A 22,804-nucleotide genomic window follows, 5' to 3' on the forward strand; every position below is an offset into this window, starting at 1 on the left:
TAGGGTTTGTCAGCGGTCTGGACCGACTAAAACAGTCGGTTTTTTATTGCTGAAAAAAAACCAAAGGCATAAGATATTCTCATTCAATTATTCATCGAATGGAGAAGACTATGCAAGAACTCATCTGCTATAAACAAATGCCCGTTTGGACAAAAGAAAGCCTACCACAAATGTTCCAAGAAAAGCACAATACTAAAGTGGGAACTTGGGCAAAACTAACCATTTTAAAAGGGGCTATCAAGTATTACGAATTAACGGAAGAAGGTTCAATAGTTAGCGAAGAAGTTTTTGATGTTAATCATCAACGCCCTTTTGTCGAACCACAAGTATGGCACAAAGTAGAGGCACTAACCGATGATTTAGAATGCCAGCTCGCCTTTTATTGTAAGCCCGAAGATTATTTTGCTAAAAAATACAATTTAACCACAACCCATTCCGAAGTATTAAATACCATTAACTATATCCAACAAGGTAAAGCCCTAGATTTAGGCTGTGGACGAGGCAGAAACGCTCTTTACTTAAATTTATTAGGTTTTGATGTTACAGCTGTCGATCACAATCAAGAAAGTATTGAATTCCTAAATTATATGATCGAGAAAGAAAGGGCAACTCAGATCCAAACAAGTGTTTACGATATCAACCAAGCTAATATTCAAGGTGAATATGATCTTATTATTTCCACTGTGGTAATGATGTTTCTAAATCGTGAACGTATTCCTGCAATTATTGAGAATATGCAACGAAATACTAAAATTGGGGGATATAATCTGATTGTTTGTGCAATGGATACAGAAAAGCACCCTTGTACTATGCCTTTTTCATTTACCTTTAAAGAAGGCGAATTGAAAAATTACTATCAAGGTTGGGAGTTAGTGAAATATAACGAAGATCTTGGTCATCTTCATAAAACAGATGCTAACGGCAATCGCATACAACTTCAATTTGCGACAATGTTAGCAAAAAAAGTGGAATAATAATGAGTGGATAAGATCTCAATATTACCACTTACTTAAAGATTATAATTTAATTTCTCTTCTACCAGAGAAAGAGTGAGAAAGTGTAGTTCCATCTACCATTTCTAAATCACTACCAATTGGAATACCATGTGCAATTCGGGTTACTTTTACATTATACATTGCACAAATTTCAGCAATATAATTTGCTGTCGCTTCACCTTCAATAGTTGGATTTGTTGCAACAATAACCTCGTGAAAAGATTCGTTTTCTAAACGTTGTTGCAATAAATCCAAGCCTATCTCACGTGGCCCAATACCATCTAGGGGAGATAGTCTTCCCATTAGCACAAAATATCGTCCTGAAAACTGCCCAGTTTGTTCAATAGCAGGAATATCTGAGGGCATTTCAACAACACAAAGTTGGCCACTCATTTGGCGACGATAGTTTTGGCAGATAGCACATTCATCTTCTTCAGTGAAAGTTCGACAAGAACGACAATGCCCAATGTGAGTCATTGCTTCGTGTAGTGCCTTAGAAAGATTCAATCCACCATTACGATTACGCTGTAATAAATGATAAGCCATTCTCTGTGCTGATTTAGGACCAACACCAGGCAAAGCTCGTAATGATTCAATAAGATTTTCGAGTAAAGGACTAATTTGCATAGATAAAATAAATCATCAATAAAATAAATAAATCTCTAGCTATTCCTAGAGATTTATTGAGTGAGATATTATATTTGAGTTTCTTATTCCTCAAAAGGTGCATTGAAACGTTCAATCCTTGCACCTAATTTTTGAAGTTTAGTTTCGATATGTTCGTAACCACGATCGATATGATAAATTCGATCTACGATAGTTTCACCATTCGCAATACAGCCTGCAAGCACTAAGCTGATAGATGCTCGTAAATCGGTTGCCATTACTTCAGCACCTGAAAGGGTTTCTACTCCGTAGCAAATTGCAGTATTCCCTTCAATTTCTGCTTTTGCTCCCATACGAATTAATTCTGGAATGTGCATAAAGCGGTTTTCAAAAATGGTTTCGGTAATTTTACTTGTTCCCGATGCAACGGTATTTAGTAAGGTAAACTGAGCTTGCATATCAGTCGGGAATCCAGGGTGTGGCATTGTACGAATATTCACAGCTTTTGGACGCATACCTAAAGAATCTAAAGTAATACTATCTTCGGTAACATCAACTTGCATTCCTGCTTCACGCAATTTTTCAATAACTGCATCAAGTGTATCTGCTTTAGTACCTTTACAAGTAATTCTTCCGCCTGAAATAGCCGCTGCAACTAAAAATGTTCCTGTTTCAATTCGATCTGGGACGATATGATGTTGGCAACCTGCTAAACGCTCAACCCCTTCAATAGTAATCATATCTGTACCTGCACCACTAATTTTTGCTCCCATTTTATTTAGGAATAGTGCTGTATCTACAACTTCTGGCTCACGAGCTGCATTTTCAATAATGGTTGTTCCTTTTGCTAAAGTTGCAGCCATCATCACTGATAAAGTAGCACCAACACTTACTTTATCCATTAGTACTCTTGCTCCAACTAATCGACCACTAACTTCTGCTTTTACATAGCCTTCATCTAGGGTAATTCGTGCTCCCATTTTTTCTAAGCCAGCAATGTGCATATCAACGGGGCGTGCACCAATAGTACAACCACCAGGAAGAGAAACTTGTCCTTGATGAAAACGAGTAAGAAGTGGTGCTAAAGCCCAAATAGATGCTCGCATTGTTTTAACTAACTCGTAAGGTGCAGTATAGTTATCAATTTTACTTGCGTCTAAATGTACTGCTCCTTGCTCATCACGTTCAACAACTACACCTAACTGACGTAAGATTTTAAAAGTGGTATCAACATCTTTTAATTTAGGTACATTGGTGAGGGTAACAGGCTCTTCCGCTAAAATTGCTGCAAACAAAATTGGTAGTGCTGCATTTTTAGCCCCTGAAATTTCAACAGTTCCACTTAAATTAAATGGACCGTGAACACGAAATTTTTCCATTTTGATTCCTTAATAGCTTATAAAAGCATAATAATACAAGCGGTAAGATTTAAGTCATTTTTTGCAACAATGTAGCTCTTAGCTAGGCATATTTAGCAAACGTTCTCTTTTCCACTGCTCTTTTGTAAATGTTTTAATCGTTAATGCGTGGATTGCATTAGTCGCAAAATATTCTGTTAATGGTGCATAAATCGTTTGTTGTTGTTTAACTTTTGATAATGTCGCAAATACATCACTTACTGCAATAACGCCATAGTGTGAATTTTCACCTTGAACATAGACTTCATCAAGATCTAATGCATTTTTTAAAATGTCTTCAATTTGTTTTGGTTCCATTATTTATTCTCACAATATAAAAAAGACTTTAACCAATCTGATAAATCAAATAGCTCTGCTAAGTTCTTAACCACTTCAGGCACATTGATAATACAGTTTGGGTTTTGTTTTTGGTAATCGTTTAATAGCTCAATTAATAAACTAAAACCAGCAGAATCTATATGCTGGAGAGATTTTAAATCCCAATAGATGTGCTGGTTCGTTTTTGGTGACAAAAAAGAAGCACGTTGCTTCCATAATGGTAGCAACGTGTTACGAGTTAATTCACCAAACAATTGAACTATCAAACTCTCGTTATTTTGTTGGATGTTCCATTGTAATGGATTTTTAGCTTGCATAGAATCTTTACTTAAGGGTAATTGGTTGTTTGGCTGATTGTGCAACTTGAGCAGTCAAAGCGTCAATACCTTTTTGGCGTAAAATACCGCTCCATTCATTTTGTTTGGTTGCAACCATACTTACCCCTTCCGCTGCCATATCGTAGGCTTGCCATTCACCTGTTTTACTATTCTTACGCCATTTAAAATCAAGTTTAATTGGTTGTGCGTTACCAGATTGTAAAACATTTACACGAATGCTCACGATAGTTTTGTCACCAACAGGTTTCTCTGATTCAATTTCAACTTTTTGGTTTGAATATTGGGTTAATACTTGAGCATAAGATTGCTCAATAAATTGTCCAAATGCCGTAAAAAATGCTTCTTTTTGTGCATCTGTTGTTGATGATAGATTTTTACCTAAAACTAGCTGTCCTGCATATTTAACGTGGATATGTGGCATTAAATCATTACGAACAATAGTGCGTAAGTAATTTGGATCTTGCTTAATTTTTGATTGATTTGCTTTAATATCGCCAAAGAGTTTGTCTGCGGTTTGTTGCATTAACACATACGGGCTTGTTGAAGCAACAGCCATACCAGAAAATAAGGTTGAAAGAGCTACAACACTCGCAACAAAGAATTTTTTTACAATTTTAATCATTTTGATCTCCAAATATCGATCGAAAAAATTATCGATCTAACTTATATAAATAAAAATAATACGACAGACTCGCCTTACTATTTTTAAGTAAAATACTTACTTATTCTGCTTTTGACTCGGCAGAACCGTCTTTGTCAGATTTCTTATCACCATATAAGAACTGACCGATTAAATCTTCAAGAACCATTGCAGAATTAGTATCTGCAAAAGTATCTCCTGCTTTAAGCATTTCTGTTTCGCCTTCAAGAATAAAGCCCACATTTAATGCAATATACTGTTCACCTAATAAACCTGCGGTTTTGATTGAAAGTGAACTGGTGTCAGGAATTTTATTAAATTCCTCATTTACCGCTAAGGTAACTTTAGGAGTATAAGTTTGAGCATCTAACTGAATATCAGCAACTCGCCCAACGACAACCCCGCCTACCTTAATTGGTGCACGGACTTTTAGTCCACCAATATTATCGAAAGTTGCGTAAAGAGTGTAAGTTTTCTCAGATGAAAACCCTTGTACATTAGCGACTCTTAACCCTAAGAAGACTAATGCCCCCAATGCCAGTAATACGAATAATCCAACCCAAAATTCATATTTAATTGATTGACGCATATTTTTTCCTTATTGTAGAAAGCTGTTTTTCGCAAGCGGTTTGATTTAATCAAATACTTGCAAATTTATTTAACTATTTGTTCTTATTTCACTGTATCGCGATACTTTCTTAACCACCAAACATTATGGCAGTTAAAATAAAATCTAGCCCTAAAACAACTAATGATGAATGAACCACTGTTCTTGTTGTTGCTTGGCTAATACCTTCTGATGTCGGCACTGCATCATATCCGTTAAATAACGCAATCCAAACAACAGCTAGAGCGAATACGGCACTTTTAATAAAACCATTGATTAAATCACTTAATGTTACGCTATTTTGCATTACAGACCAAAAGCTGCCTGAATCGACACCTTTCCAATCTACGCCAACTAATGAGCCACCCCAAATTCCGATAGCGGTAAAGATAACAGCCAACATTGGCATTGCCACAATACCAGCCCAAAAACGAGGAGCAACCACACGTCTGAGCGGATCGATTGCCATCATTTCAAGGCTTGAAAGTTGTTCGGTTGCTTTCATTAAACCTATTTCAGCCGTCAAAGCAGATCCTGCTCGCCCAGCAAATAGTAAAGCTGTGACCACAGGGCCTAATTCGCGTAATAGAGAGAGAGAAACTAATTGACCTAAGCTAGTTTCAGCAGAAAAATCGACTAAAACAACGTAGCCTTGTAATCCAAGCACCATACCGATAAACAAGCCTGATAGCATAATGATCAGTAATGATTGAACGCCTAAAACGTGTAGCTGTTTAATAAATAATGGAGTATGTTTACGAAATTCTGGTTTGCCGAGCAGTGCTCCCCATAGCATAAAGCTTGCTCGCCCAAATGCTCGTATAAAATGAATTACCGATGCTCCCAACGATGAGATAAATTGAATCATTGAAACAGTTCCTTAGTATAATCTTCCGCAGGGTAATGGAAACGAACTGGCCCATCTTCTTTTCCTGCAAGAAATTGTATAACTTGCGGATCTTGGCTCACTTTTAATTCTTCAGGCGTACCTTCAGCAATAATCCGTTTATCCGCAATAATGTAGGCATAATCGGCAATACTTAGCACTTCGGTAACATCGTGAGAAACAACAATGGAAGTTAATTCAAGTGCTTCATTTAATTTTTTAATTAAACTGACGATAACCCCCATACTAATTGGATCTTGTCCAGTAAAAGGTTCATCATACATAATTAAATCAGGATCTAACGCAATCGCTCTTGCTAATGCCGCTCGGCGAGCCATACCGCCAGATAATTCCGATGGCATTAAATTGGCGGCACCTCGTAACCCCACCGCTTCTAATTTCATCAGAACTAATTTTCGGATAAGCTCTTCAGGTAAGCGTGTATGCTCACGAATAGGAAATGCAACATTATCAAAGGTAGAAAGATCAGTAAATAACGCTCCTGATTGAAACAACATTCCCATTCTTTGACGGATTTTGTAGAGTTCTTTATTTGAGGCTTTGCAAACATCTTCACCATCAAACAGAATTTCGCCGACTTCAGGTAAAATTTGCCCACCGATTAGACGTAATAAAGTGGTTTTACCAATTCCAGAAGGCCCCATAATCGCAGTGATTTTGCCTTTTTGTACTTGTAAATTTAAGTTGTCGTAAATTACTCTCTCCCCTCGTTTAAAGGTGAGATTTTTTACTTCAACTAAGTTTTTCGCATTATGCATTGGATCTTCTTAATTTATAAAAATAGTTGCGGATCTTCTATGAAGGGATAGATAAAGTCAATGGGCTTTAAGTAATTTGACAAAATTATGAAAAAACAGGCATTCAACCAATTACTGATAGAATGCCCTTAAATACATTATTTTGCGTAGGTGACAACTTTTATTACTTTTGATACACCACGAACGTGACGAGCCTCTTCAGCGGCAGCATTAGCTTGAGAATTAGATAATTGCCCCATTAAAAAGACTTCGCCATTCTCAGTAATGACTTTAACTTCTGTTGCTTTAACCTCAGAATTAAGCAACAATCTTGATTTAATATTCGTTGTTATCCAACTATCCTGAGCAATTTGAGCGACACTAATCTTTTCGCCTGTGCGGATTTCATTGTAAATTTCATTTACCCCTTCAACTCCTGCGGCAACACTTTTTGCACTCTCTTTTGCCGATTCATTAGGTGCTTGCCCAATCAATAAAACTTTCCCATTATAAGCCACCACATTAATTCTAGCTTCTTGTTGTAATTGAGCATCTTTATTGAGGTTAAATGCCACCTTTTCTTCTAAGGTTTCATCATCAATTTGACGGCCTGTCGAACGAGGATCTGTTGCAACCTTAGTGGCTACCGCAGCAGTCCCAACAACAGCGGCGGTAATACAACCTTGTAATGAAACTAATGAAAGTGAACAAAGTGCAATTAAACTTACTTTTTTGATCAACATTGACATTCTATTCTCCTTAAACTTGAGAAGTGGGATTAAACAGTAGATTATCTACCAGTTCACATAATAAATTTACACAAAAATGATGCCCTTCAATCACTCGCATTTCATTATTAGACGGCATTGAGATTTCCAAATCATCATCAGATAATAACCCTCGTGTGTGATCATTACGATTACTAGTAAAGGCTAAAATCGTTAGGTTTTCATTATTCGCACAATGAATAGCATTCAAAATAGGGTTTTCATTACCTAATGGTGAAAATGCAATAAAAATATCCCCTTGTTTTGCAATCACTTGTAACTGTTTACGATACAGTTGCTCAAGCTCGGCATCTTGAGCTAAATGCCCAGTGAGTACACCATCACAGTGTAAAAGATGAGCGGCTAGGCTTGGGCGTTGTAAATCATAGCGATGCAGTAAATGACTTACAAATAATTGTGCATTTGGATAAGATCGTCCGTGTCCACAAACAATAACCTTGTTACCTTGTAACAAACAAGCCACAATTTTCTTGGCTGCTTCATTTAATACTGTGGGTAATAAATCCGCTGCCGCAATTTGAATTTGGATACTTTCAGCAAACCTATCTTGAATTTTTTCTAACATTTTCCAAATCTTATCCTAAGAAATTTTTAAACCAAATAGGCTCATCAGTTCCTTCAAATACCACAACATCAAAGCGGCAATCTGCAGTGTCTAAACTTTGATTTAATTTAGCCAACCATAAATTTGCTGCCTTTAACCATTTCTGTTGCTTATGATAGTTAATACTTTCTAATGCCGACCCGAAATGACTATTTTTTCGTTGACGAACTTCAACAAAAACAAAAGTAGTATGCTCTTTCATTATTAAGTCTAGTTCACCAACTTTAAATACTTGATTCTGAGCAACAAAGGATAATCCTTGTTGCTCTAAAAAAGAACGGGCTTTTTGCTCAAATAGAGCCCCTTTAGCTCGCGGATTATTGTGCTGAAACCACTGAACCATTTTGGTATTTTAACCACGTCATTTCACGTTCAATTAAGCAATTTGTTCCTGCACTTAATACCCCTGTTAAACCTGAAACTTTATAACCTGGAATTTGACGGAACTCATTGAATTTATTCGCAATAGACCACGAATCTGATCCCATTGCATATAAACGCATCATTGAAAAATCGCTTTCTGCTAAGGTTTCCGCTTTCTTATAGGATTCGGACTCTACATCAGCAAGTAGTGGAATTTCACTAAATTTTACACCCTCCATTGTTAAACGGAAATCAGGTCCATTATTTGGTGAATTACTACGAGAAGACGAATACAACGCAAATTTTCCTGCTAATGATGAGCTATCTAACCCTTGTTTTAATTCAGTTAGTTGCTCTGCATTACCTAGCAAATACAAGCCACTATTTGGTGCAACGCCTACGGTTTGTAAGGCACTAATACTATCTAATGGTTGGTGATAATAACGAATATCAGCATCTTTATTGGTCAGTTGTCGCCAACGCTGTGCAAAAGCATCTGCAGAACGCTGACCAAAATCATCTTGTGGCGCAACCACTACCGCATTTTCAATACGATCTTGATTAAAACGGTCAGCAGCAGAACGAGCCTCCGCTTCTGGCGATAAACCATAGTAACAAACTTTACCCAATGCTCTTGAGTTTGGTGTAGCATTTAATGCTAACACATTTAAATCGCTGATTTCAGGGCTTACTAACATCTCATCAACACGAGCTTTTAATAATGGACCAATGATAGTTTGTGTTCCTTGCTGTTTTGCTTGGACTAAAATATCAGAAATGGCTGTTCCATTCGTATCATAGACTTGAATTGCCGTTGCATCTTGCCCTTTCGCATCATCAAAACCACGTTTGATAATATCGCCTAAAATTTTGGCATCGCCACTTAATGGCAGCAGCAAAGCAACTCCATTTAGTTGAGTTTGTTGGAAAGAAGTCACATTTTGTAATTCTGTTGGCAATAATTGTGTAGCACTATGGCTTGGATATTGCTGTTTCCAATTTTCAATGGCTTGTGGAAGTTGTGCAGGATTTGCAATATTTTGGTTATAAGCCACCGCTAACGCTAACCAGCCAGCAACTCCTGCTTCGCCCACACCTGCAGTGGCTTTCTCCAACATACCACGATTAGCATTGCGTAACGTTTCCCAAATTTTATCGTTATTTTCTTGACGAGCTCGATTATCACCTAAATAGCCATCTAATAATGATCTTGCACGAACAATCTCAATCACATCTTTATTATTTTCGGCAATTTGTGCTTGTGTACGATAAACTCGTAACAATTGTGATGAACTTAATTGTGCTTTAGGTAATTGGTTTAAGAGTAAAGTAGCTTGTTGGCTATTTTTTTGTAATGCTGCAAGCTGAGCATTAAGAAGATTAAATTCAACTCGTTGAATATCATTTAATTCTGGCTGATTGATTTGTGCCATCGTATTTTGAGCTTCAACAACTTTATTTTCATCAATCAATTTACGAATTGCAAGTAAGCGGTAGCTTTGTTGCGTTTCTTTGCTACTTTGCTCTGCCTTATTGATATAAAATTCAGATGTTGCATAGGCTTCATTTTTTAAGGATTCTGTTACCTCATTTTTAAACAGACCAGAGCCAGTACAAGCAGATAAAAAGAGCGCTAATGCAGTTGGCACAAAAACCATTTTCATTTTTTGGCTAAAGGTGCGAGTTTGTACTAAAATAGTGGACATCTTATTGCTCCATTTTGGAAAAATTAATAATGCTATGTATTCATTAAACGAACATAGTGCGAAATCTTACTTATCAAACAAGTGAAAATCAAATGAAAAACAGCTCTATACCAGAACAATCTGGCGTATTATATATTGTTGCGACACCGATTGGAAATTTAGAAGATATTACACAACGAGCCTTGAACATATTTCAACAAGTTGATCTTATCGCCGCAGAAGATACACGTCATAGCGGTTTGCTACTTAGCCATTACGGTATTAAAAAACCTTTTTTTGCTTTACACGATCATAACGAACAACAAAAAGTAGCTGTATTAGTTGAAAAATTACAACAGGGCCAAAATATTGCCTTAGTTTCTGATGCTGGCACGCCACTGATTAGCGACCCTGGATTTCATCTTGTTCGCCATTGCAGACAAGCTGGAATTAAAATTGTTCCAATACCAGGTGCTTGTGCTGCAATTACAGCACTTTGCAGTTCAGGTATCGCATCTGACCGCTTCTGTTTTGAAGGATTTCTGCCTGCTAAAACTAAAGCTCGCTGCGATAAACTTTCAGCATTACTTGATGAACCAAGAACCCTTATTTTCTATGAATCAACTCATCGTATCCTAGATACGCTCGCAGATATGCAACAAGTATTTGGGGGAGAACGCTATATCGTAATGGCAAGAGAGATAACAAAAACGTGGGAAACTATTTATGGTGCATCATTAAATGAGCTGATTGCGTGGTTAGCAGAAGATAATAACCGCATTAAAGGCGAAATTGTTTTAGTTGTCGAAGGAAATATTGCTGAACCTAGCGATGATGAAATTTCAGCACAAGCACTGAAATTATTTACGTTACTTGCACAAGAGCTACCCTTAAAAAAAGCAGCTGCGATTGTGGCTGAATGTTTTAACTACAAGAAGAATACGCTTTATCAATACGGTTTAGCACATTTTAAAAATTAACTATCACTTTATATTTTTGGAGAATTTATGGCAGCAGAAGGGGCAACACCACTGATTAGTGTTGTAACATTACTAGCAGCTGCGGTTATTGCAGTACCGTTATTTAAACGCTTAGGTTTAGGTTCTATTTTAGGTTATTTAGCCGCAGGTTTAGTGATTGGGCCTTTCGGGTTAGGTTTATTTAGTGATCCTGAAGGAATTATTCATATCGCCGAACTTGGCGTGGTGATGTTTTTATTTATCATCGGCTTAGAGATGAAACCTTCACACATTTGGGGATTGCGTAATCATATATTTTGCTTAGGTGCATTCCAAATTTTTAGTGCCATTGCAGCATTGATGGGAATTGGCCTACTCTACGGTTTAAGTTGGCAAGTCGCATTTGTTGCAGCATCAGGTTTTGTTCTCACCTCAACAGCAATTGTAATGCAAGAATTAAATGATCGTGGTGATATTACCTCACCTCGTGGACAACAAATCGTCTCCATTCTCTTATTTGAAGATTTACTTATTGTCCCATTGCTTGCAGCTGTTGCATTTCTTTCTCCCAATAAGACCGCTTCAGGTGCACCTATTTGGCAAACCATTGGATTAGCCGCAGGCTCAATTGCTGTGTTAGTTGCAGCAGGGCTATGGCTACTTAATCCATTATTCAAAATGTTAGCCAAAACAAAAGCTCGAGAAGTAATGACCGCAGCCGCTTTATTGGTTGTACTTGGAGCAGCATTATTGATGGAATACGGTGGGCTATCAATGGCAATGGGAGCATTTGTCGCAGGTGTATTACTTTCAGAATCCAGCTTCCGACATCAACTTGAAGCAGATATTGAACCTTTCCGAGGGCTATTACTTGGCTTATTTTTCCTTGGTGTTGGAATGTCTCTCAATCTCTCCGTTGTTTTTGAGAACTGGATACTTATTCTCTCTGGTGTTATTGCATTTATGTTCGCTAAAGGGTTCTGTATTTATATCGTTGCACGCTTAACGAAGAAAAAACACCCAAATGCGTTAGATCGAGCCATTATTATGGCTCAAGGGGGAGAATTTGCCTTTGTACTTTTCTCCGCTGCAACTAGCCAAGGGGTTATTGATGCAAAAATTCAGGCAAATCTGACCGCTATTGTGGTGTTATCAATGGTACTAACGCCTTTATTTATCATCATTCATAAGAAATACATTATCCCACGCCAAACCTATGTTCAAGAAGAGCAAGAACACGATCATATTGATGCACAGCACCCAACGATCATTATCGGTTTAGGACGTTATGGGCAAATCGTTAATCACTTATTGATGATGACTGGCTGCCACCCAACGGTAATTGACAAAGACGCTAACCTAATTGCAGGAATGCGAAAACGTGGCATTAAAAGCTACTACGGCGATGCAACTCGTCCAGAATTACTACACGCAGCAGGTATTGAAAGTGCTGAATTGCTAGTTGTGGCAATCAACAATAAAGAGCAAGCCACACATATTGTAGAGCTTGCTCGTAAAATGAATCCACAAATCAAAATTATTGCTCGTGCTTATGACCGCCTACACGTTTTCGATCTCTATAATGCAGGAGCAGATATTCAAGTGCGTGAAACTTTCGATTCGGCACTGCGTACAGGGAAGAAAATCTTGCTAGCAATGGGAATGGATAAAGAAATGGTTGAAGAAATCGGTACTGCTTACTTCTACCGAGATCGCCATACTATCAAACAAATGGCAGAAGTTTATAATCCTAAAATTGAGCGTTTCAAAAATGAGGAACTATTGAAACTCGCTTTAGAAAACGATCAGGAAACAATGCTAGAAATTCAACAAATTATGAATAAAGAACGTTAGTTTATTAAAGTAGAAGAGTAAAAATACAGAAAGTTTGATAATTCTATCTTCTAATTTAGCAATTCTAAGTTGCTTAGTGAAACATTAAGCGGTGAGATTAGGCTAGAAATTTACAAATTGTTGCCATAATCTCACCGCTTGTTTATTCTGCTCTAATCTGATGTAAAAAACGTTTGGTTCTTTCGTGCTGAGGGTTATTAAATAGCGTTTCTGGCGACCCTTGTTCGACAATCTCACCTTTATCCATTACAACCACAATATCTGCAACATCTAATGCAAATTTGATTTCGTGTGTAACCACAACCATTGTCCAGCCTTCATTCGCAAGTGCTTTCATTGTATTGAGTACGTCTTGTACCAATTCGGGATCAAGTGCTGATGTTGGTTCATCAAAGAGCATTAATTCAGGTTGGATAGCCAATGCTCTGGCAATACCTACTCGTTGCTGTTGCCCGCCTGAAAGCTGAAATGGATAAAGATTTATCTTATCAGCAAGTCCTACTTTACTAAGGAGTAATTCAGCCTCTTTGCGAGCTTGCTCTAACGGTTTTCCTTGTACAAAAACAGGGCCTTCCATTACATTTTCTAACGCTGTCTTATGTGGGAATAGGTTATAGTTTTGAAAAACCATTCCTGATTTGCGTCTGAGTGCCAAAATATCTTTCTTGATATTTTTATTTGAGAAATCAATGAATAATGGCGTTGAGTTGTCGAAGGTTATTGTGCCTTGTTCTGGCATTTCCAACGCATTTAAACAACGGAGAAATGTTGTTTTTCCTGAGCCTGATGGCCCAAGAATAACAACAACTTGTCCTTTTTGAATATCTAAATCAATACCACGCAAAATGGTATTTTCACCAAAGGTTTTATGAATATTGCGAATTTTTATCATTATGCGACCTATTTGCGACTATTTATTTTGCTACATAGCGATCAAAGCGTTTTTCAAGTCGTGCTTGGATTAAGAATAGCACCCAACAATAACACCAATAAATCAAGCCTGCTTCAATATAAACAGGTAAAAAATCGTAAGACATATTGGCAACTTGTTGTGCGACACGAAACATTTCGGTAACAGTGACAACAGAGGCAAGAGAGGTGTCTTTAAATAGACCAATAAAGGTATTACTTAATGGCGGTACTGCAACCCGAATAGCTTGCGGTGCAATGATTCGGCGAAATGTCTGCATATAGGTCATACCAATAGTATAGCCTGCTTCCCATTGCCCTTTTGGTACAGATAAAATTGCAGCTCGAATAGTTTCTGAACCGTATGCACCAATATTTAACGAGAAACCAATAATAGCAGCTGGAATAGGATCAATAAAAACACCAATAGCAGGTAATCCGTAAAATACAATACAGATTTGAACTAACATCGGTGTACCACGAATGATTGAAATATAAGTTTTAACAACAATCAGTAATAAGCGGTGCAAAATGCTATGGTTGGGGCTAACTCTGACTAATGCAACGGCAACCGCAATCAACATTCCAATAATAAAAGAGGCAATAGCGAGAGGAATTGAAACTAAAATGGCCGCTTTCACCATCGGCCAAAAACCATTTATGACCAACTCCGCTCGGGCATCGGTCATAAATGGTAAAGATGCAAGAAAATTATTTAACACTGATATCTTTTCCGAAGAACTGTTCACCTAATTTCTTCAGTGTACCATCTTTTTGTAATTCAACAACCGCTGCACTAATTTTTGCAAGGGCTTCATCATTTCCTTTGTTTGCAATAAAACCCGCACCCACTTTTTCATCAGATTCCCACACAGGTTTTAATCCTGAATTTGGATTTTTCTTCAAGTAATCTAATAATGCTAGAGAATCATTAAAGGTAACGTCAGTACGTTTTTGTTGAATGAGTAATAGTGCTTGAGCCATTCCATCAACAGGCACGATCTCTGCTTGATATTTACGAGCAGTTTCGCCATAGTTTGAACTTAATGTTTGACCTGCTTTTAACCCTTTTACATCTTCTGGTTTGGTAATACGAGTTTCATCTGCACGAGCTAATAACATTGCACCAGACCAGCTATAAGGTTCTGATTTATCAAAGGTGGCTTGGCGTTCTGGGGTGGTTAATGCCACTTGGTTAGCGACTAAATCAAAACGCTCGCCTTTTAACCCTGCCAACATTGCATCCCATTGTGTTTCTTTAAAATCAATTTTCACCCCGAGTTTTTCTGCAACTGCACGAGTTACTTCAACATCGTAGCCTGTTAGTTTGCCACTTGCATCGTGGTAAGTGAAAGGTGCATAAGTACCTTCTGTTCCAACAGTGATAGTGCCTTTATTATTGATTCGCTCTAAAAGAGTTTCTTTTGCAAATGCGTGAGATGAAGTTGCTAGTGCAACAAGAGATAATGTAACGATTGATAGTTTTTTAAACATAAAATATTCCTTTTGATAGGTAAAAATTCAACTTGTACAAATTTAAGGGCTAATCCTACCGCTTGCAAATAACCAAAAGGAATATAAAGAAACCAAAAGTTAGATTGTTCGAAATAGCATCATCTTGCTATTTAATCCTCTCCAATCTCTGAATTAACACATCTTCCGACACAGCTTGGATTTTTCGCATTTGATAGAATAATAATGCTGCTGCAATACTCAAGCTAATGCAGAACATAATCCAGAAACCGCTTGCTGCCATTGGCTTTCCTAGCCAGTCAGTCATCGACAAAATATATCCAAACGGCATTCCCACTAGCCAATAGCAAAAAATAGTAATGGTTAGAGTGGGTTTAGTATATTTATAACCGCGTAAAATGCCATTACAAACTACTTGTAAAGCATCAGGAATTTGATAAATCGCTGCAAAAATCAATAAGCTCGATGCAATTGCAATGGAAGTTGGATCACTCGTAAATGCGTGTGGGAGTAAATTTCGGCAAAGAAAAATCACACAAGCAAAGAAAATCGCTAACATTACCCCTGTAAAGAGTGCGTGATAGCTGAGATGTTTAGCACCTTCAATATTTTTCTGTCCAAGTGTCTGCCCAACAAGAATTGTCGTTGCAATCCCAAAAGAGAGTGGGATCATAAAAAAGAGAGAACTTGTCTGTAACGCAATTTGATGGCTTGCAACCACTTGTGCCCCTAAAGGTGAAATAATTAGAGATGATGTAGCAAATAACATTACCTCAGTAAAAAGGGCAAAACCAATAGGCGTACCCAATTTAAATAGCTTGAGCAACGTTTCTCGGCTTGGCATTTCAATCCACTTCTCAAATAACTTAATATCTTTTTGGGATTGGTTGGTGTAGCAGTAATGTAGCATCAATCCAAACATTATCCAGTTCACAATAGCCGTTGCTACACCACAACCAACAGCACCCATTTCAGGCAAGCCGAATTTTCCAAAGATAAAAATATAATTCAGTGGAATGTTAAGTAATAAGCCAATGAAAGTAATGATCATTGCAGGTTTAGGGTTAGATAAACCATCATTCATACAACGTAAATTTACCGATAACAAAGCAGGGACAAGCCCGACACTTAATGCCATTAAATATTGTGCAGTTTTACCAGAAAATTCCGCAGGTGTGTGCATAAATTCAAGAATAAGATCGCTATTCAGATAAATGGTAATAAGTGGAATACTGAGTCCAATCACAATCCAAAAACCTTGACGAATTTGATGGGCAATTAAATGACGTTGGCTTGAACCATTTAGGTAAGAAACTGTTGGGGTAATGGCATTTAAGATCCCTAAAACAAATAGAAACAGCGGAAAGTAAATAGAATTGCTAACCGCAATTGCTGAAACATCAGCATCACTCACCAACCCAGCCATAATAATATCTGCCAATCCCATTCCTGAAACCGCTAACTGAGAAATAAAAATAGGGGTTGTCAGTTTTAACAACCGTTTCATATTTTCAGGATATTGTTGCCATTGAAAGTTCATCTTATTTCTCCCTTTTCATTTTTTAGCTTTTTAATTTCTTGTTCGACAGTTTAATTTATTCTGTTTCTAAAAATCAGGATCAACATTAAAAGTCATTGGTTCGCCCGTAATTGGGTGAGTAATAGATAGCGATTGAGCGTGTAAACAAAGCCTTGGTGCTAAACTTCTTGCCAGCGGATTTGCATAAAATTTATCGCCTAAAATAGGGTGTCCTAATGCCAAGCTATGCACTCTTAATTGATGTGAACGCCCTGTATATGGGGTTAATTTTACCCTTGTAATATTATTCGGATAATGTGCAAGAATTTCATAGAATGTTACCGCTTGTTTACCTCGTTCAAAACAGATTTTCTGACGGGGGCGATTTTCCCAATCACAAATTAACGGGAAATTGATTGTGCCTGCATCACCAACTTTCTCACCTAGTTTTCCCCATAATAATGCTTGATAATGCTTTTTCGGCTCACGTTCACGAAATTGACGTTTTAGCTCTTTTTCCGCTTGTTTACTTAACGCAAACAGCAAGATCCCACTCGTTGCCATATCTAAACGATGAGCAGGCTCAGTAAAGCCATATTTCTGTTGAACTCGAAGCATTGCACTGTCTTGATATTCAGGTCGATTTCCTGGAACAGAAAGTAATCCACTCGGTTTATTGATCACCAAAATATGATTATCTCGATAAACTTCATCTAGCCAAGGATCTGTTGGGGGATAATATTCGATAAGTGCCATAATCTCTGTGATAAATTACATCGTAAAAATTTTACTATTCTAACAGAGATTAAGACTAATCCCCAAAAGAATGGAAAATTTCCTTGTGTTTTAATTTCTATTCAAGTATCTTCTCGCTGTTCAAATGAACATCACAATTTATCTATTTTCACTTCGGAGAAAACAATGAAAACTCTTTTTGCAAGTTTTGCAACTGGTTTCACTGCCTTCAGTGTTCTATTCAGCTCAGTTGCTACCGCCTCTACTCAAACCTTTAAAATCAGTGCGATTCCTGACTATGATGCTGCCGAAATGACTCGTTCATTCGATAGCTTTGCCGAATATCTTACGAAGGAAACAGGTCTTAATGTCAAATATGTCCCCGTTACCGACTATGCTGCGGTTGTTACTGCATTCAGACGCGGTGAAATTGATTTAGTTTGGTTTGGTGGTTTAACTGGCGTTCAAGCTCGTGCGAAAGTGCCAGCTTCAGAAGCGATTGCACAACGCCCTCAAGATGAAAAATTCCAATCTGTTTTCATCAAACAAAAAGATCTTGCTGACATTAAGAATATCCAAGATGTCAAAAAACATTCCCTTGCATTTGGTAGCGAAAGCTCAACATCGGGCCATTTAATGCCTCGTTTCTTCTTAAATGAAGCAGGTATTAACCCTGACAAAGATTTAGATGGTTCACCTGTTTATAGTGGTTCGCACGATAAAACTTACGGATTAGTTGAAGCAGGCTCAGTACAAGTTGGTGCAGTAAATAAACAGTACTGGGATAAAATGGTAAAAGAAGGAAAAGTCAATAACGCAAAAGTTGAGCTATTCTATACGACACCTGAATACTACGACTACAACTGGACAATCAATGTTGTTGATCAAAAATTTGGTGCAGGCACTAAAGAAAAAGTTAAACAAGCCTTATTAAAAGCCGATGCGTCTAGCTCTCAAGTAATGAATCTACTTTCCGCAGAAAAATTCATTGAAAGCAAAAACGATAATTATCAAGGTATTGAGAAAGTTGCGAAAGAGCTTAAATTGATTAAGTAGTTTCATTGCAAATTGACTAATTAACAAAGGGACACTCGCAGAGTCTCCCTACAATACAACAAGATAAATATCGTGTTTTCAATTGGTTACAATTTACTTTGTAGGACACACTTCGTGTGTCCTAATACGAGAAAATCTGCAATTCTTTATTTAGAAAAACAATGCAACCATTACTTTCCTTTCAACAAGTTTCCAAACAATTTGATCAACAAAGCGTACTTGATCATATTTCCTTAGATATTTATTCGGGGGAAATTGTCGCTATTGTTGGAGCAAGCGGTTCAGGCAAATCAACCCTAATGAATTTGATTATGCGATCTGTCGAATGCTCATCAGGGCAAATTTTATTAAACGGTAAAAGTATTCAGCATTACCAAAATAATAAACAATATGCTCAACAAGTAGGAATGTTACATCAGCAATACCATTTAGTTACGCAGCTCGAAGTAATACATAACGTCCTTGCTGGACGGCTCAATCAGTGGGGCTTTGCTCGCTCCCTACTTTCACTATTTAAGCCCCAAGAGAAAGAACTTGCATTGAATGCCCTCAAAGCTGTCGGACTTGAAGATAAAGCTTACCAAGCAACAACAGCATTATCAGGGGGAGAACAGCAACGTGTTGCGATTGCCCGTTTATTAGTACAAAGCCCAAAATTGATTTTAGCCGATGAACCTATTTCTGCACTTGATCCTGTGAATGCACAAAAAGTACTAGCCCTATTAACAGGTTTAGTACGAGAACAAGGTAAAACCTTAATTGCCAGCGTACATTCGGTGGAGTATGCCAAAACTTATTTCGACCGAATGATCGGCATTAAAGCTGGACATATTGTATTTGACCAACCCGCTCAAGCAGTAACACAATCACAATTAGATCACCTTTACGGATTTGCAAAAAATGGAACGTAACCAACCGCTTAGCTTAAACGAACGGCGTAATATCCTAACGATTGCATTATTAGGTGCTTTTCTGGCTACGCTATTTTCCCTTGATTTAACTACTGGTAGCAGTGGAATAATGCATTCTGGTGGTTGGGCAACACTTTCTCGTTTATCCCAGAGCTTGCTTAATCCTGATATTTCTCCTGCATTGATTAAACTAGCCTTAGAGTCAAGTTTACTTACTTTCTGTTACGCCTTAATTTCACTTTCTTTAGCAGTTATAGTCGGGTTTCTGTTGGCTCTTTTGGCATCGGGCGTGCTGTTTTCATCTCTTTGGTTACAAATATCTGCTCGTGGCATTTTAGGGGCACTGCGTGCCATACACGAGCTGATTTGGGCGTGGTTCTTCGTTGCTGCAGTTGGTTTAAATCCAGTGGGAGCAGTATTCGCTCTCGCCATTCCCTATTCAGGCTATTTAGGTAAAATCTTTGCAGATACACTACAAGGTATGCCACAAAAGCCAATAATAGCGTTGCAACAAAGCGGAGCAAACCGCTTACAACGGCTTTGTTATGGCTATTTACCTCAAGCCTTGCCAATGATGTTGAGTTATACAATGTACCGCTTGGAATGTGCTATTCGCTCATCTTCAGTACTCTCTTTTGTAGGACTAGGGGGAATCGGTATGCAAATTCAACTCTCATTACAAGATCTGAAATATGAACAAATTTGGACGTTCTTATTCTTTTTAGTCGCAATGATTATGCTGATTGATCGTTGGAGCTACGCAGTAAGGCAACGAGTATGATACATCAATTTCTTCGCTATTTAGATCGCCACTTTATTAAATACTCTTTTTGGGCAGTTATCAGTCTGTTTATATTCTCTTGGGGATATATTTTAGCCGATCAACCCGATAGCCTTTCTACGCTATTTCGTGTTGAAAATGTAGATTATATCGTTGAATTTCTCAGCGAAATGTTAGGCATTAATGAAGAAACACCCGCTTACTTAGATCCTGAAATGTGGCAGAAAGCCCTTTGGCTCAGTGCGGAAACCTTACTAATGAGCATTCTTGCCACTGGAATGGCTGCAATTGGAATGTTGCTGTTTGTTTTACCCGCAGCCCGTAATATTGCAGAAGGGCGATTAAGCCATAGTCGCTGGTATCATCGAATTGCTTATCGTATTAGCCGCTTTTTATTCCTATTTAGTCGTGCTGTGCCTGAACTAATGTGGGCAATGATTTTAGTCTTTATTTTTAAACCAGGTATTCTACCAGGTGCATTAGCACTTGCTATTCACAACTTTGGCGTATTAGGCAAACTTTGTAGCGAAGTTATTGAAGATATTGACGAAAAGCCATTACGACATCTCATACAAAATGGAGCTAGCAAAGCACAGCTACTGGTTTATGGTATTTATCCCGCCGTAATTCGCCCATTTCTAAACTATATTTTATACAGAATGGAAAATATTATCCGTGCGACTCTAATTGTGGGATTTGTTGGAGCTAGTGGTTTAGGAATGCAATTCAAACTTGCAATGAGTTTCTTTCATTATTCAGAAATCACCTTATATCTACTCTGTTATTTATTACTTGTTTATCTCACTGATATTTTCACTGCATTAGCGAAAAAGTATATTTCTGAAAAAGAATAAAAAAACCCTACCAAAAGGTAGGGTTTAAAGGATAGCGAATGCACGCTAAGGAGAAAATATGTCTAAACTATTTTGCAAGTTTTTGACGGATTGCATTCGCTAATTCGGTGCTAACTTTTTCAAAGTGAGCTAATTGTCTTTCTACAATTTCAGGTACAGTTACACCTGATAAACCTGCCGCAAAGTTACCTGCTAGGCGATCTTTCTCTTCAGCTGTGAAGATATTGTAAAGCGCTGCTGGTTGTGAATAGTAATCTTCATCATACTCACGGAAGTTAAAGTGTGCCGCTTCACGTTCAATTTGTAATGGTAATTGATCGTGTGTTGGAACATAAGTATCAAAACGGTTCGGTGCATAGTTAGGGTTATTGCCACCATTTGCATCTACACGCATTGCACCATCACGATGAGTTGTGTGATATGGGCATTTTGGTGCATTTACTGGAATTTGGTGATGGTTTACACCTAAACGGTAACGTTGTGCATCTTGATAAGAGAACAAACGACCTTGTAACATACGGTCTGGAGAGAAACCAATTCCAGGAACGATGTTAGATGGTGCAAAAGCTGCTTGCTCTACTTCTGCAAAGTAGTTCACTGGATTACGGTTTAACTCTAACACACCAACTTCAATAACTGGGTAATCTGCGTGTGGCCATACTTTTGTTAAGTCAAAGGCATAGTTATGTTTGTGAGCATCAGCCTCTGGCATAATTTGCACTTGAACTGTCCAACGTGGGAAATCCCCTTTCTCAATAGACTCATATAAATCTTTTTGGCTTGATTCACGATCTTCACCCACCACTTTAGCCGCTTCTTCATTAGTGAAGAATTTATGACCTTGTTGTGTTTTGAAGTGGAATTTAACCCAGAAACGCTCATTTGCTTCGTTTACAAAGCTATATGTATGGCTACCATAACCATTCATATGACGTAATGTCGCTGGAATACCACGATCTGAGAATAATGTCATAATTTGGTGCATTGACTCAGGGTGACGTGACCAGAAATCCCACGCAGCATTTGCATCACGCAAGTTAGTTTGTGGATTACGTTTTTGTGTATGAATAAAATCAGGGAATTTTAATGGATCACGAATAAAGAATACAGGTGTGTTGTTACCTACTAAATCCCAGTTTCCTTGTTCTGTATAGAATTTTAATGAGAAACCACGAACATCACGCTCAGCATCAGCCGCACCACGCTCACCTGCTACCGTTGAAAAACGTAATAAAACTTCAGTTTCTGCACCTGGTTTGAACACAGCTGCTTTAGTGTATTTGGTAATATCTGCAGTCACTTTAAATGTACCGTAAGCCGCAGAACCTTTAGCGTGAACAACACGCTCAGGAATACGCTCACGAGCAAAGTGTGCTAATTTTTCTTGAAACCAAACGTCTTGTAATAATAATGGACCACGAGGACCCGCAGACATTGTATTATCATTATCTACTACTGGTGCACCAGCTGCATTTGTTAATGTTTTTGATCCGTGATCAAAAGGACATTTTGACATAATAAGATTCTCCTCAAAAATAGGGTTAGGTAATTTGCGAAGTGGATTATACGTAGCCCCCTTAATTTCTCAATCTATTGATTTGATAATATATGACTATTAAAAATATAAATTTAATAGGATTTATTGATAATAATTATCAATTGAAATTTTAAGCGAATGTAGTAGTTACAACAAAAAGTACTAAAAAGATGAAAAGCCTCAAATAGAGACTCAGACTGATGACAAACC

At 37.7% G+C, this 22,804-nt stretch carries 25 protein-coding genes; 7 read left to right on the forward strand and 18 right to left on the reverse strand.

The genetic code is table 11. The annotated features are described in order from the left end of the window. The first annotated feature begins 110 nt into the window (after positions 1-110). The gene (tehB, locus tag A1D25_RS04865; protein WP_157394575.1) at positions 111-974 is read left to right on the forward strand and encodes an SAM-dependent methyltransferase TehB; all 864 of its coding nucleotides are present in this window, start codon (positions 111-113) and stop codon (positions 972-974) included. Between the two features lie 42 nt (positions 975-1,016). Here tehB and recR read toward each other — a convergent pair whose 3' ends face one another. The 12 genes from recR to A1D25_RS04925 form a co-directional block, all read right to left on the reverse strand. After that, complete coding sequence (recR, locus tag A1D25_RS04870) at positions 1,017-1,622, reverse strand: recombination mediator RecR (RefSeq protein WP_157394576.1); 606 nt, start codon at positions 1,620-1,622, stop codon at positions 1,017-1,019. Between the two features lie 83 nt (positions 1,623-1,705). Further along, positions 1,706-2,980 carry a UDP-N-acetylglucosamine 1-carboxyvinyltransferase gene (gene murA / locus A1D25_RS04875; protein ID WP_157394577.1) on the reverse strand — a complete coding sequence of 425 codons (1,275 nt, stop codon included), beginning with the start codon at positions 2,978-2,980 and terminating at the stop codon, positions 1,706-1,708. Between the two features lie 78 nt (positions 2,981-3,058). Further along, positions 3,059-3,316 (reverse strand): BolA family protein, encoded by a 258-nt coding sequence (locus A1D25_RS04880; RefSeq protein ID WP_157394578.1) that lies wholly within the window; start codon positions 3,314-3,316, stop codon positions 3,059-3,061. Further along, positions 3,316-3,654: an STAS domain-containing protein gene (locus A1D25_RS04885; protein WP_157394579.1), complete on the reverse strand. Its 339-nt coding sequence runs from the start codon at positions 3,652-3,654 to the stop codon at positions 3,316-3,318. The genes A1D25_RS04880 and A1D25_RS04885 overlap by 1 nt, the downstream gene beginning before the upstream one ends. A 7-nt stretch (positions 3,655-3,661) precedes the next feature. Continuing rightward, positions 3,662-4,297: a phospholipid-binding protein MlaC gene (gene mlaC / locus A1D25_RS04890; protein ID WP_157394580.1), complete on the reverse strand. Its 636-nt coding sequence runs from the start codon at positions 4,295-4,297 to the stop codon at positions 3,662-3,664. 100 nt (positions 4,298-4,397) lie between these two features. Next, the gene (mlaD, locus tag A1D25_RS04895) at positions 4,398-4,904 is read right to left on the reverse strand and encodes an outer membrane lipid asymmetry maintenance protein MlaD (protein WP_157394581.1); all 507 of its coding nucleotides are present in this window, start codon (positions 4,902-4,904) and stop codon (positions 4,398-4,400) included. Positions 4,905-5,013: 109 nt separating this feature from the next. Next, positions 5,014-5,790: a lipid asymmetry maintenance ABC transporter permease subunit MlaE gene (gene mlaE, locus A1D25_RS04900; protein WP_157394582.1), complete on the reverse strand. Its 777-nt coding sequence runs from the start codon at positions 5,788-5,790 to the stop codon at positions 5,014-5,016. Next, on the reverse strand, positions 5,787-6,587 hold the full coding sequence (gene mlaF / locus A1D25_RS04905; RefSeq protein WP_157394583.1) for a phospholipid ABC transporter ATP-binding protein MlaF: 801 nt from the start codon (positions 6,585-6,587) through the stop codon (positions 5,787-5,789). The genes mlaE and mlaF overlap by 4 nt, the downstream gene beginning before the upstream one ends. 137 nt (positions 6,588-6,724) lie before the next feature. Continuing rightward, complete coding sequence (dolP, locus tag A1D25_RS04910) at positions 6,725-7,315, reverse strand: division/outer membrane stress-associated lipid-binding lipoprotein (protein ID WP_157394584.1); 591 nt, start codon at positions 7,313-7,315, stop codon at positions 6,725-6,727. 10 nt (positions 7,316-7,325) lie between these two features. Then, positions 7,326-7,919 (reverse strand): D-sedoheptulose-7-phosphate isomerase, encoded by a 594-nt coding sequence (locus tag A1D25_RS04915; RefSeq protein WP_157394585.1) that lies wholly within the window; start codon positions 7,917-7,919, stop codon positions 7,326-7,328. 10 nt (positions 7,920-7,929) lie between these two features. Next, positions 7,930-8,301, reverse strand: a complete 372-nt coding sequence (locus A1D25_RS04920) for a YraN family protein (protein ID WP_157394586.1) — start codon at positions 8,299-8,301, stop codon at positions 7,930-7,932. Beyond that, positions 8,276-10,027 (reverse strand): penicillin-binding protein activator, encoded by a 1,752-nt coding sequence (locus A1D25_RS04925; RefSeq protein ID WP_157394587.1) that lies wholly within the window; start codon positions 10,025-10,027, stop codon positions 8,276-8,278. Before A1D25_RS04925 ends, A1D25_RS04920 begins: the two co-directional genes overlap by 26 nt. A gap of 92 nt (positions 10,028-10,119) precedes the next feature. On the opposite strand from A1D25_RS04925, the gene rsmI reads away from it, so the two are divergent. Beyond that, entirely contained in the window at positions 10,120-10,986 is an 867-nt protein-coding gene (gene rsmI, locus A1D25_RS04930; protein WP_157394588.1) for a 16S rRNA (cytidine(1402)-2'-O)-methyltransferase, read from the forward strand. Between the two features lie 27 nt (positions 10,987-11,013). Next, positions 11,014-12,819 (forward strand): monovalent cation:proton antiporter-2 (CPA2) family protein, encoded by a 1,806-nt coding sequence (locus A1D25_RS04935; RefSeq protein WP_157394589.1) that lies wholly within the window; start codon positions 11,014-11,016, stop codon positions 12,817-12,819. Positions 12,820-12,961: 142 nt separating this feature from the next. Here the strand turns inward: A1D25_RS04935 and A1D25_RS04940 are convergent, their stop codons facing one another. The 5 genes from A1D25_RS04940 to rluA all read right to left on the reverse strand — a co-directional run bounded on the left by A1D25_RS04940 (position 12,962) and on the right by rluA (position 17,476). Then, the gene (locus A1D25_RS04940) at positions 12,962-13,711 is read right to left on the reverse strand and encodes an amino acid ABC transporter ATP-binding protein (RefSeq protein ID WP_157394590.1); all 750 of its coding nucleotides are present in this window, start codon (positions 13,709-13,711) and stop codon (positions 12,962-12,964) included. Between the two features lie 22 nt (positions 13,712-13,733). Next, positions 13,734-14,417, reverse strand: a complete 684-nt coding sequence (locus A1D25_RS04945; protein WP_205420578.1) for an amino acid ABC transporter permease — start codon at positions 14,415-14,417, stop codon at positions 13,734-13,736. A gap of 22 nt (positions 14,418-14,439) precedes the next feature. Beyond that, positions 14,440-15,222, reverse strand: coding sequence for an amino acid ABC transporter substrate-binding protein (locus A1D25_RS04950; protein WP_157394592.1), 783 nt, complete (start codon positions 15,220-15,222; stop codon positions 14,440-14,442). A 127-nt stretch (positions 15,223-15,349) separates the two neighbouring features. Continuing rightward, positions 15,350-16,741, reverse strand: coding sequence for an MATE family efflux transporter (locus A1D25_RS04955; protein ID WP_157394593.1), 1,392 nt, complete (start codon positions 16,739-16,741; stop codon positions 15,350-15,352). 66 nt (positions 16,742-16,807) lie between these two features. After that, complete coding sequence (rluA, locus tag A1D25_RS04960; protein WP_157394594.1) at positions 16,808-17,476, reverse strand: bifunctional tRNA pseudouridine(32) synthase/23S rRNA pseudouridine(746) synthase RluA; 669 nt, start codon at positions 17,474-17,476, stop codon at positions 16,808-16,810. 165 nt (positions 17,477-17,641) lie between these two features. Between rluA and A1D25_RS04965 the strand changes: the two genes are divergently transcribed. From A1D25_RS04965 to A1D25_RS04980, 4 genes are all read left to right on the forward strand, one after another. Then, positions 17,642-18,511 (forward strand): putative selenate ABC transporter substrate-binding protein, encoded by an 870-nt coding sequence (locus tag A1D25_RS04965; protein ID WP_157394595.1) that lies wholly within the window; start codon positions 17,642-17,644, stop codon positions 18,509-18,511. Positions 18,512-18,672: 161 nt separating this feature from the next. After that, positions 18,673-19,422: a phosphonate ABC transporter ATP-binding protein gene (gene phnC / locus A1D25_RS04970; protein ID WP_157394596.1), complete on the forward strand. Its 750-nt coding sequence runs from the start codon at positions 18,673-18,675 to the stop codon at positions 19,420-19,422. After that, positions 19,412-20,203: a PhnE/PtxC family ABC transporter permease gene (locus A1D25_RS04975; protein ID WP_157394597.1), complete on the forward strand. Its 792-nt coding sequence runs from the start codon at positions 19,412-19,414 to the stop codon at positions 20,201-20,203. Before phnC ends, A1D25_RS04975 begins: the two co-directional genes overlap by 11 nt. Continuing rightward, on the forward strand, positions 20,200-21,057 hold the full coding sequence (locus A1D25_RS04980; RefSeq protein ID WP_157394598.1) for a PhnE/PtxC family ABC transporter permease: 858 nt from the start codon (positions 20,200-20,202) through the stop codon (positions 21,055-21,057). The genes A1D25_RS04975 and A1D25_RS04980 overlap by 4 nt, the downstream gene beginning before the upstream one ends. Positions 21,058-21,124: 67 nt before the next feature. Here the strand turns inward: A1D25_RS04980 and A1D25_RS04985 are convergent, their stop codons facing one another. Next, positions 21,125-22,573: a catalase gene (locus tag A1D25_RS04985; protein ID WP_157394599.1), complete on the reverse strand. Its 1,449-nt coding sequence runs from the start codon at positions 22,571-22,573 to the stop codon at positions 21,125-21,127. Positions 22,574-22,804 lie beyond the last annotated feature (231 nt).

The sequence above is a fragment of the Ursidibacter arcticus genome (genome assembly GCF_009761375.1).
Taxonomy (GTDB): Bacteria; Pseudomonadota; Gammaproteobacteria; order Enterobacterales; family Pasteurellaceae; genus Ursidibacter; species Ursidibacter arcticus.